This is a genomic window from Streptomyces sp. NPDC059900 (genome assembly GCF_050270335.1).
Classification (GTDB): domain Bacteria; phylum Actinomycetota; class Actinomycetes; order Streptomycetales; family Streptomycetaceae; genus Streptomyces.
Genome location: NZ_JBNNJZ010000314.1, coordinates 1 through 9,666, shown reverse-complemented (window position 1 = coordinate 9,666; position 9,666 = coordinate 1). Strand labels below are relative to the sequence as shown.

11 protein-coding genes are annotated in these 9,666 nt (G+C 72.0%); 6 read left to right on the top strand and 5 right to left on the bottom strand.

Annotated elements, in window-relative coordinates; all coding sequences use genetic code 11:
- The 5 genes from ACQKIP_RS30445 to ACQKIP_RS30425 form a co-directional block, all read left to right on the top strand.
- Positions 1 to 777, top strand: a 777-nt coding sequence (locus ACQKIP_RS30445; RefSeq protein WP_427744723.1) for an MHYT domain-containing protein, incomplete at its 5' end; no start/stop codon positions are given.
- Between the two features lie 149 nt (positions 778 to 926).
- Positions 927 to 3,404, top strand: coding sequence for a sensor histidine kinase (locus ACQKIP_RS30440; protein ID WP_365856830.1), 2,478 nt, complete (start codon positions 927 to 929; stop codon positions 3,402 to 3,404).
- Positions 3,401 to 3,865: a roadblock/LC7 domain-containing protein gene (locus tag ACQKIP_RS30435; RefSeq protein WP_365856828.1), complete on the top strand. Its 465-nt coding sequence runs from the start codon at positions 3,401 to 3,403 to the stop codon at positions 3,863 to 3,865. The genes ACQKIP_RS30440 and ACQKIP_RS30435 overlap by 4 nt, the downstream gene beginning before the upstream one ends.
- Positions 3,862 to 4,296 carry a DUF742 domain-containing protein gene (locus tag ACQKIP_RS30430; RefSeq protein WP_365856826.1) on the top strand — a complete coding sequence of 145 codons (435 nt, stop codon included), beginning with the start codon at positions 3,862 to 3,864 and terminating at the stop codon, positions 4,294 to 4,296. The genes ACQKIP_RS30435 and ACQKIP_RS30430 overlap by 4 nt, the downstream gene beginning before the upstream one ends.
- Entirely contained in the window at positions 4,277 to 4,882 is a 606-nt protein-coding gene (locus tag ACQKIP_RS30425) for a GTP-binding protein (protein ID WP_365856824.1), read from the top strand. The genes ACQKIP_RS30430 and ACQKIP_RS30425 overlap by 20 nt, the downstream gene beginning before the upstream one ends.
- A 33-nt stretch (positions 4,883 to 4,915) precedes the next feature.
- Here the strand turns inward: ACQKIP_RS30425 and ACQKIP_RS30420 are convergent, their stop codons facing one another.
- From ACQKIP_RS30420 to ACQKIP_RS30405, 4 genes are all read right to left on the bottom strand, one after another.
- On the bottom strand, positions 4,916 to 6,094 hold the full coding sequence (locus ACQKIP_RS30420) for a cytochrome P450 family protein (protein ID WP_365856822.1): 1,179 nt from the start codon (positions 6,092 to 6,094) through the stop codon (positions 4,916 to 4,918).
- Positions 6,095 to 6,221: 127 nt separating this feature from the next.
- The gene (locus ACQKIP_RS30415; RefSeq protein ID WP_365856820.1) at positions 6,222 to 6,662 is read right to left on the bottom strand and encodes a peptidoglycan-binding domain-containing protein; all 441 of its coding nucleotides are present in this window, start codon (positions 6,660 to 6,662) and stop codon (positions 6,222 to 6,224) included.
- Between the two features lie 159 nt (positions 6,663 to 6,821).
- Entirely contained in the window at positions 6,822 to 7,196 is a 375-nt protein-coding gene (locus tag ACQKIP_RS30410) for a DUF4267 domain-containing protein (RefSeq protein WP_365856818.1), read from the bottom strand.
- A gap of 109 nt (positions 7,197 to 7,305) precedes the next feature.
- Positions 7,306 to 8,247, bottom strand: a complete 942-nt coding sequence (locus tag ACQKIP_RS30405; RefSeq protein WP_427744718.1) for an NADP-dependent oxidoreductase — start codon at positions 8,245 to 8,247, stop codon at positions 7,306 to 7,308.
- A 132-nt stretch (positions 8,248 to 8,379) separates the two neighbouring features.
- Here ACQKIP_RS30405 and ACQKIP_RS30400 point away from each other — a divergent pair, with 132 nt between their 5' ends.
- A complete protein-coding gene (locus ACQKIP_RS30400) occupies positions 8,380 to 8,832 on the top strand; it encodes a winged helix-turn-helix transcriptional regulator (RefSeq protein ID WP_365856814.1) in 453 nt (150 codons plus the stop codon).
- 29 nt (positions 8,833 to 8,861) lie between these two features.
- On the opposite strand, the gene ACQKIP_RS30395 is transcribed toward ACQKIP_RS30400, so the two are convergent.
- The coding region (locus ACQKIP_RS30395) for a hypothetical protein (RefSeq protein ID WP_427744716.1) at positions 8,862 to 9,666 on the bottom strand (805 nt) is incomplete at its 5' end.

Genomic DNA, 9,666 nt, shown 5'->3' with positions numbered 1-9,666 from the left:
CACATGCACCACATGGCAGGAGGCTGGGCCACTCCGGTCCTGTCGTACGCCATGGCCGTCGTCGGTGCCGCGCTGGGTCTGCGCTGCACCGTGCGCGCGCTGGCAGCCGGGGGGCGGTCCAAGCGGAACTGGCTGATCAGCGCCTCCGTCGCCATCGGCGCCGGCATCTGGACCATGCACTTCATCGCGATGCTCGGCTACACCGCCGAGGGCACCGCGATCCGCTACGACATCCCGCTGACCCTGCTCAGCCTGGTCGTCGCCATCGCCGTCGTCGGCGCGGGCGTCTTCACCGCCGGCTACGGCAACTCCCGGGCACGCTCCATCGTGCTCGGCGGCATCGGCACCGGCCTCGGTGTCGCCGCGATGCACTACATCGGCATGGCCGCCGTCCAGCTCAACGGATCGATCTCGTACGACGCCACGCTCGTCGCGCTCTCCGTCTTCATCGCGATCGCCGCCGCATCCGCCGCCCTGTGGGCCGCGCTGGCCGTGCGCGGGCCGGTCGTCGCGGCCGTCGCCTCGCTCGTGATGGGCCTGGCGGTGAGCAGCATGCACTACACGGGCATGGCCGCCGTCACGGTGGACGTACACGCCGGCACCGCGCCCCTTCAGGGGGCCAGCGCCACCGCCTTCATCCTGCCGCTCGCCGTGGTGCTCGGCTCATTCCTCTTCCTGACCTGCGCCTTCGTCGCGCTGTCCCCCACGGCGCGTGAGCGCGCCGAGAGCGAGGCCGCGGCCCGCCCGCTGCACGAGGTCGAACTGCCGCTCACCTGACCGCAGCCGGGCCACTCAAGCCCGCACCCTCCCTCTCCCCACCGCGGCACGCGCCCCGCCATGCGTCTCAGCGCGCCCCGCGTTCTCCGGGGGGCCGACGCCACCGTGCGCGCCCCCGTACTCCTGCACCGCCAAGGAGCCCCTTCGTCATGCCCGTACGCCCTCTGGTGCCCGAACGCTGGCGCCCCAAATCGATCCGCGCGAAGGTCGTCACCCTGCTGACCGTGCCGGTCCTCTCGCTGATGGCCCTGTGGGGACACGCGGCCGTCACCACCGCCTCGCAGGTCTCGGCCACCGAGCAGCTGCGCCAGATCAACTCGACCCTGGTGCGGCCCGTCGCCCACTTCACCTCCGCGGTGCAGGACGAGCGGGCCGCGGCGCTGAAGTACCAGGCCGCGCCCGGCGGCAGCGCCCGCGACGACTTCGAGTCCGCGCAGGCCCGTACGGACAAGACCGTCACGGCACTGCGCGCGGGCGTCCGCTCCACCAGCACCGACCTGGCGGCCCTGGACGCAGGGCTGCCCGGCCGGGTGCGCTCCCTGCTCGCGAGCGCCGGCTCGCTCGATGAGCGGCGGGAGAGTCCGCGCAGCGCCGCCGCCGTGCTGTCCGACTACGGAAAGGCCGTCGAGCGGGCCTTCGCGGTCCGCTCCGGGGTCGCGGGCGCCGATCAGCCCGACCGCGCATCCGACACCCGGACCGTGCTCGAACTGGCCCGCTCCCGTGAGGCGTTGAGCCGCCAGGATGCCGTGCTGGGTGCCGCGCAGGCCAGCGGGACCATGGCGGGGGCCCAATACCGTACGTTCGTCGGCGACGTCGCCGCGCAGCGTGCCTTCGCCGACGCGGCGGTCTCCGACCTGCGATCCGACGACGCCGCCGCCTACCGCAAGGTGCTCGACTCCCCCGCCGGCAACGGCCTGGCCACCGCCCAGGACGACGTCCTTGCCGCCGGGCCCTCCGGCGCCGCCGGCGCGGTGACCGCCGGGCACTGGCACTCCGTGGCCGATCCCGTCCTGGCCGGGCTCTCCGGCGCCGAGCGAGGCGCCATCGATACGGGCGTCGACGCCGAGCCGTACTCCATGGCGAACCTGGGCAGTTCGGGCCTCGCCGTCCTCCTGGGCCTGCTCGGCGTGATCCTCTCGCTGCTGCTGTCCGTACGCATCGGGCGCGGCCTCGTCGACGACCTGACCGGGCTGCGCAACTCCGCGCTGGAACTCGCCGCCCACCGGCTCCCGGCCGCCATCCGCCGCATCCACGGCGGCGACGGCCTCGATCTGGAGAAGGAGGCGCCGCTCTCGAAGGAGCCGGTCCGCGACGAGGTCGGCCAGGTCGGCGCGGCGCTGACCACAGTGCAGCGTGCTGCGCTGCGCGCAGTCGAGGGCCGCGCCGCCGTCCTGACGGGCGTTTCAGGCGTGTACGTCAGCCTCGCCCGCCGCAGCCAACTCCTTCTGCACCGGCAGCTGGAACTCCTGGACACCATGGAGCGCCGCACCGAGAACCCCACCGACCTGGAAGACCTTTTCCGCCTGGACCACCTGACGACGCGGATGCGCCGCCACGCCGAGTCCCTGCTGATCCTCTCCGGCTCCGCGCCCGGCCGCGCCTGGCGCAACCCGGTCCCGCTGATCGACGCCGTGCGCGCGGGCATCGCCGAGACCGCGGACATCGAGCGCGTCCAGCTTCATGACATCCCCGACCTGCGGCTGTCCGGCTCGGCGGTCGCCGACCTCATCCACCTGGTCGCCGAACTCACCGAGAACGCCGCTTCCTACTCGCCGCCGCACACCCCTGTGGTGGTACGCGCCGAGGAGGTCGGGGCGGGCGCGGTCCTGGAGATAGAGGACCGCGGGCTCGGCATGGGCGACGCGGCACTGGCCGCCGCCAACGAGAAGATCCAGGCCGCGGACGTGGACCTGCTCGACTCGCGCCAGCTGGGCCTGTTCGTGGTCAACCGCCTCGCCGAGCGCCAGCACGTCGACGTGACCCTGCGCCGCTCGGTCTACGGCGGCATCACCGCCGTCGTCTTCCTCCCCCAGCAGCTCCTGCAAGCCCCGCACCCGGGCCTGCGGTCCCGGCCCGATCCCGAGCCGCCCCGGGCAGTGGAGCCCGGCCCGGCACCGGCCCCTGCCCCGGCCCCTGAGGCGGCCGTCGGGCGCATCCCCGCCCAGCGGCAGCACGGCCGCCAACCGGCTGCCGCGCCCGAAACGGAGCGCCGTCTCCCGTACGGTGACCCGGCGCCCCGCCAACTCCCCGGCCGCGCCCGGCACGCCCTGCCCCGGCAGCCGGAGACCCCGACCGCCGCACCCCGGCAACCGCAGACCCCGCCCGCTCCCGACGCGCGGTCCACCGGCGCACCGGACGTACCGGACGCGGAGGACGGACTGCCGCGCCGGGTGCGCCAGGCCAGCCTCGCGCCCGAACTGCGCACCGACGAGGACGCGGGCACGGCCCCGCCGCCCGCCCCGGGCCCGGCCGTCCGCTCCCCGGAAGCCGCCCGCGCCACCATGGCGTCGCTGCGCTCGGGCCGGCGCCGCGCCTCGGCCGCCCGCGACGAACCGGCGGGCCCCGCCACCCCGGGCCCCTCGCCCCACGACCCCGCAGCGAACGACGAAGGGCTTACCGACCGATGACGCCGACCTACTCCGTCACTTCCGTGGGCGAGCAGAGCAACGACCACGGCGCGGGTGGCATCGACTGGCTCCTCGACGACCTCGTCGACCGTGTCGCGGAGGTGCGCTACGCGGTGATGCTGTCCACCGACGGCCTGTGCGTCGGCGCCTCGCACGGCATGGGCCGCGACGAGTCCGAGCGCTTCGCCGCCATCGCCTCCGGCTTCCACTCCCTCGCCAAGGGGGCGGGCCGGCACTTCGACGCGGGCGGCGTCGTCCAGACCATGATCGAGTTGCAGGGCGGCTTCCTCTTCGTGATCGCCGCGGGCGACGGCTCGTGCATCGCCGTGTTCACCGACGGGCACGCCGACATCGGCCTGGTGGCCTACGAGATGGCCCTGCTGGTCGACCGGGTGCACGAACACCTGGCCGTGCCCGTCCGGAGCCATGACGCGCCGGCGCCGGACGGTGATGCCTCATGACCGACCGGCCCCCCAACCGCCAACGGGGCGGCGACGGCGACGGTTTCGCCGAAGCCTGGGCCGACCGCTACGACGACGAGGCCGGTCCCCTGGTCCGGCTCTACGCCATGACGGCCGGTCGCGCCCGCACGGACAACGGCGCGGAGCGCGTCGACCTGATGGCGATCGTCCGGCCCACCGCCACCACCCCGCGCGGCCCGCTCCCGCCCGAGCAGCGCGCGCTGCTGGCCCAGTGTGCCCAAGGTCCGCGCCCTGTCGCGGACCTCGCGTCCGACTCGGGCCTGCCGCTGGGCGTCGTACGGGTCCTGCTCGGCGACCTCACGGCGCAGGGCCTGATCGACATCACGCCGCCCGAGTCCACCGCCGCCGGGACAGAACGTCCTGCCGCCCACCTCCTGCGAGAAGTGATCAATGGCCTCCGTGCACTCTGACCGGCAACACCCCACGCGGCATCCGGCGCCCGCCGACTTCACCGCCCTCAAGCTCCTGATCGCCGGCGGCTTCGGCGTCGGGAAGACCACGCTGGTGGAGTCGGTCAGCGAGATCCGCCCTCTGCGCACCGAGGAACCCCTCACCGAGGCCTCGCGCCCGGTCGACAGCCTGGAGGGAGTGTCCACCAAGACCACGACCACGGTCGCCATGGACTTCGGCCGCATCTCCCTGCGCGACAACCTCGCCCTGTACCTGTTCGGCACGCCCGGCCAGGACCGGTTCTGGTTCGTGTGGGACGAGTTGGCCACCGGCTGCCTCGGCGCGGTCGTCCTCGCCGACACCCGCCGCCTCGCGGACTGCTTCCCCGCCGTGGACTATTTCGAGAGCCGCAACATCCCCTTCATCGTCGCCGTGAACTGCTTCGACGGGATCCGCAGCCACACCCCGGACGCGGTGTCCCGCGCACTGGACCTCAACGCGGACACCCCGGTCCTGCTCTGCGACGTACGCGACCGGGAATCCGGCAAGGACGTCCTGATCTCCCTGGTCGAACACGTCCTGAGCCGGGAACTGGTCACCGGCTGACGCGCCGGGCGCGGGGCCGCGCAGCCCCGGCGGCTACGCCAGGACGGGAAGCGAGGTGAGGCCGCGCACAAGTCGGGTGCGGCGCCAGAGCAGTTGGTCCGCCGGCACGGCCAGCCGGATGCCGGGGAATCGGGTGAGCACCGCTCGCAGGGCGATCTCCAGTTCGGCCCTGGCGAGGGGCGCGCCGACACAGCGGTGGATGCCATGGCCGAAGCTCAGGTGCGCGGCAGCGTCACGGTCCAGGTCGAGCAGGTCGGGCGCCGGGAAGCGCGCCGGGTCCCGGTTGGCTGCACCCAGAGCAATCGACACCGGGGCCCCGGCCGGGATATCGGTGCCGCCCAGCGTGATGGCTTGGGTGGTGAAGCGGAAGGTCGCCGTACTGACCGGGGAGTCGAACCGCAGCAGTTCGTCCAGCGCGGAGGGCACGGAGTCCGGATCCGCGCGAAGACGTTCCCGTTCGGCCGGGTGCTGGAGCAGCGTCAGGACGGCGTTTCCCAGGGCGTTGGTCGTGGTCTCGTGTCCGGCCACGAGCAACAGCACGGCCAGGGAGACCAGTTCGTCCTCGCTCAGGTGATCGTCTCCGTCGCGGGCCGAGATGAGTCGGTCGAGGAGGGTGCTTCCGGGGTTCCGGCGCTTGGCGGCGATGAGGCTCGTCATGTAGTCGGCCAGCGCATGTGAGGCCGCGTCGATGACGTCCGGCTCTCCCGCCGCGAACAGCTCTGCGGACCAGCGCCGGACGTCGGAGCGGTCGGTCTGCGGGACTCCGAGCAGTTCGCAGATCACGATGACCGGCAGCGGGACCGCCAGGCCGGCCACCAGGTCGAACCGCTCGCCGACGGGCCACTGGTGCAGCAGGTCGTCGGTGACGCGGGCGATGAAGGGACGAAGTTCCCTGACGGCCCCGGTCGTGAATGCCCTGGTCACCAGCTTGCGCAGCCGGGTGTGCTGGGGCGGATCGCTGGCCAGCATGCTCTGGGCGACCGCCGGGTGCAAGCGGCGCCGGGATCCCTTTCCCGCGAAGAAAGCGCCCGTGTTCTTCGAGAGCCGGGCGTCGTTGAGGGCTTCTCTGGCTTCGGCGTGACCGGTGACCAGATAGCCGGGGCTCCCGCCTGCGCCGGAGGGTACCGGCTGCACCGGGCATGCGGATCGCCCTGGCGCGGAGACAGGATTACTGCTCTGCGGGAAGCGGGGATCCTGAGTCGGGTCGGTCATGCTCTCGGGCTCCAACTGGTTCCGGCCGGCCGCTGTCGGCGACCGGCCGGACACGTGGGCGTAGCGTCACCGTAGTGCATGGCTGTCCCGCTCCTGGCTTCCCGAGGTCGGCCGGCTCCCGTCCGGCTCAGCCGCACCCGCCGAGGTTGGCGAAGTCCTTGAACGCCTTCTTGGTCTGCGGTCCGGCGATGCCGTCGACCGGGACGCCGAGGAACCGCTGCAGTGCCTTGATCGTGTCGGGTCCGACGATGCCGTCGACCCTGCCCGCCTCGAGCTGCCAGGCGTTGAAGGCCTTCTGCGCGGCCCTCCAACTGCTGGTGCCCAGTTTCCCGTCGATGGTGCCGGGATCGAATCCCTGGTCGTCCAGGAAGCACTGCCACTGCTGCGCCTGCCAGGTGCTCAGCCCCAGGTTGTTCACCGCGAGCACGGACACCTCCTGCGTGGCTGCCGCGGTCCTCGCTCCCGGTTGGGGCGCCGCGAGGCTCGCTCCCGCGCCCGCAAGGCTCCCGGTGGCGATTCCGATGACGGCAGTGGCGCTGACGAGCGTCCTCATCAAGGCTGATCGCATGGTCTTCTTCCCCCTGTCGGTTGCCCCAGTAGCCCCTTGGCGCCCCTGAGTCCGGTCAGCAACCTAATGTGCTGGTCGGCGGCGATCGTCAACCGACGGTGGGACCCGGCGTCAACTCTCGCGGTACCGCGAGAGTCGGACATCACCGACGACGACGGGTCAGACCAGCAGGCCGACGGCGGTCGCCAGCATCACCACCGCCGTTGCACCGTGGACGCCGTACGCAGTGGCCTTGAGGCCCCCGCTGCGCAACACGACCATGGCGTCTCCGGCGGGCACCGCGGCGAGCACCAGCACATACCAACCCAGCAGCGACGTCGTCGCGGCGAGCATCAGCACGAAGACGAAGACTCCGGACGCGATCTCGCGTAAGCCCTTCACGCGCAGCCAGGGTTGGAAGCCGGGGTCGTCGGCCGGTGTGTCGGGAATGCCGAAACCGGCGGCGACCTGCGGCTTGGCGAAGGGCTGCCCGCCCATGAAGATGAGGGCCGCGCCGAGCAGTCCGGCGAGAACAGTGGCAATGGTGGTGAGCATCGGATGTCCTGTCCGTTCCGTTGAGGAGATCGTTTGAGGGGATCGTTTCGGCCGGGGTCCGGGACCCTCTCGGTCACAGCCAGGGGCGGCGCGAGATGGCGCCGCACCGTCAGGGCACCAGAACGATCCGGCCGCGGATACCGCCCTTCGCCATGGCCTCGTAGGCACCGGCTGCTTCGTCCAGCGGCGTGACGGCGTGGACCCGGGCCGGGAGTTCGCCCGTCGCCACCCGTGCGAGCAGGGGGGCGAGCAGCCTCCCGTCGGGGTGGGCGAACAGGACCTCGACGGTGATGCCGCGCTCCTCGGGAAGCCGCGAAGCCGGTTGCACGCCGACGAAACGGCCGCCGTCGCGCACCGCCCGCAGGGCGTTCTCCTGGAGGGCTCCGGCGTCGGCAACGGCATCCCAGCCCTGCCCGGACTCGGTGGTGAAGTCGATGCCAAGGCCCCGGACGAACGGCTCGTCGGCCGCTCGGGCCATCCCGGTCACCTGCCAGCCGCGGTCCCGGGCCAGTACGGCGACGTATGCGCCCACCGCACCGGCGGCGCCGGTCACCAGCAGGCGCCGGGCCTTGTCCGACGCCTCCCCCAGGAGGTCGACGAGCTGGGCTGCGGCGGTCGCGTTGAGCGGCACCGCCGCGGCCTCGACCAGGTCCAGGCCGTCCGGTACGACGGCGACATTCGCGGCGGGGACGAGGAGGTGCTCGGCATGCGATCCCTGGTCGCGGTCGAACCCGTCGATGAACCCGGCAACACGGGTGCCGACCGGCAGCTCGACGCCGGGCCCTGCGGCATCAATCGTGCCGGCGAAGTCCCAGCCGAGTCCGGTGTAGTCGGGCTGGTGGACCATTCCGAGCTGGTGGAAGATCCCCCCGGCCACGCCCATGTCGACTGGGTTGATCGCTGCGGCGGCAACTTTCACGCGGACCTGCGCCGGAGCCGGCTCCGCCACCGGGACTTCGACGATCTCGATGGACTGCGGCCCGGACGGTTCGCGGACCACGGCTCGCCGGGAGGTCACCTGGGTGGTCGTCGTCATCTCGTTCATCGTCATCTGCTCCTTCGGGGAAGCCTCGTGAGGTGGTCTTGCCTTCGCTGTGGTGCAGCACCAGCATGGGGTCACCTGCTTTCCATTGGTAAGTAGGCACCTTGAAGTGCGTAAGTCACCGACCGGAAGAGATGAGCTATGCCGACCAGCAGCGCCTCCCAGCGGCGGGCCGTGGCCAAAGCGCAGTACGACGCATTCCTCGCGGCATGTCCCAGCCGCCAACTCCTGGAGCGGATCTCCGACAAGTGGGTCGCCCTGGTGCTGGCCGCCCTGGGCGGAGACGGCCCGCGTCCCGGGGTGCCCTCCGCCGGCGAACCGCAGCCCATGCGCTTCTCCGAGCTGTCACGCCGCATCTCGGGCGTGAGCCAGAAGATGCTGACGCAGACGCTGCGCTCACTCGAGCGCGACGGGATGGTGACCAGGACCGTGACGCCCACGGTGCCCGTCACCGTCACTTACGAATTGACCGACCTCGGCCGCTCGCTCCAGGGAGTCATGCGGGGAATCAAGGACTGGGCCGAGGGCCACATGACGGAGGTTCTCACCCATCGCGACGGCTACGACCACCGGCAGCGCGACGCCGCCGAATGATCCGAAGGGCAGTCGGGCACGCTGCCGCCTCAGGGACCGCGACGGCCGTTCCTTCCGGGTGCCACGGACGAGTCCGGCGCGGGGTACAGGTGCAACAGGCTCTGCGCCGTCCGGCACAGGACCAGCAGGTCATGCAGGAAATGCCCCATGGCTTCGACGGCCTCCGCGTCGGTGGAGCCTTCCGGCAGCCGCCAGGGATTGCGCCCGTCCTCGTCCAAGAGCCGTCTCGCCGCCAGCTGACCCAGGTTGGCCGGAGACCGCGTCAGCCACGGCAGGGCGAACTCATGGGCTCGCGGGCGCGTTTCCTCGCTGAGGACCCTCCACTGGGTCTCGACCCGCACGTGCCAGGTCTCGATCCTCTTCCACTGCCAGCGATCGCACGAGAGGTCCTGGAACGAGACCGGCTCCCTGTACGCCTGTGACGGCGCGGGCCCGAGCTCCAGCAGGTCGTTGAACAGGCGGAAGAAGTCGGCGGCGGCTGATCCGTCGGCGTCGTCCAGCTGGCGAAGCCGGCGTACGGATGTGTTCAAGTTCTGCGCCCGTGCGAGCAGTTCCGCGGTGTCGGGGACGTCGAAGACTCTGGTCAGAGCCACCTGGAACTCGTGGGTCTCACGGCGCGCATGCTCCTCCGTCCGCTGCCTCTGGCGGGCATCGGCCAGGGCGTCGCCGAGGTGGCTGAGCACGAGCAGCGCGGTGGGGACACCGAAGCACAGCGAGGTGAAGCTGGACACGAGGTTGCCGAGGAACCCGTGGTCCTCCCACCACCCGGTGCGGTCGAGCCACAGGCCCATGCCGGCGAGAGCCGCGCCGACGATGAGCAGGACGACGCTGAAG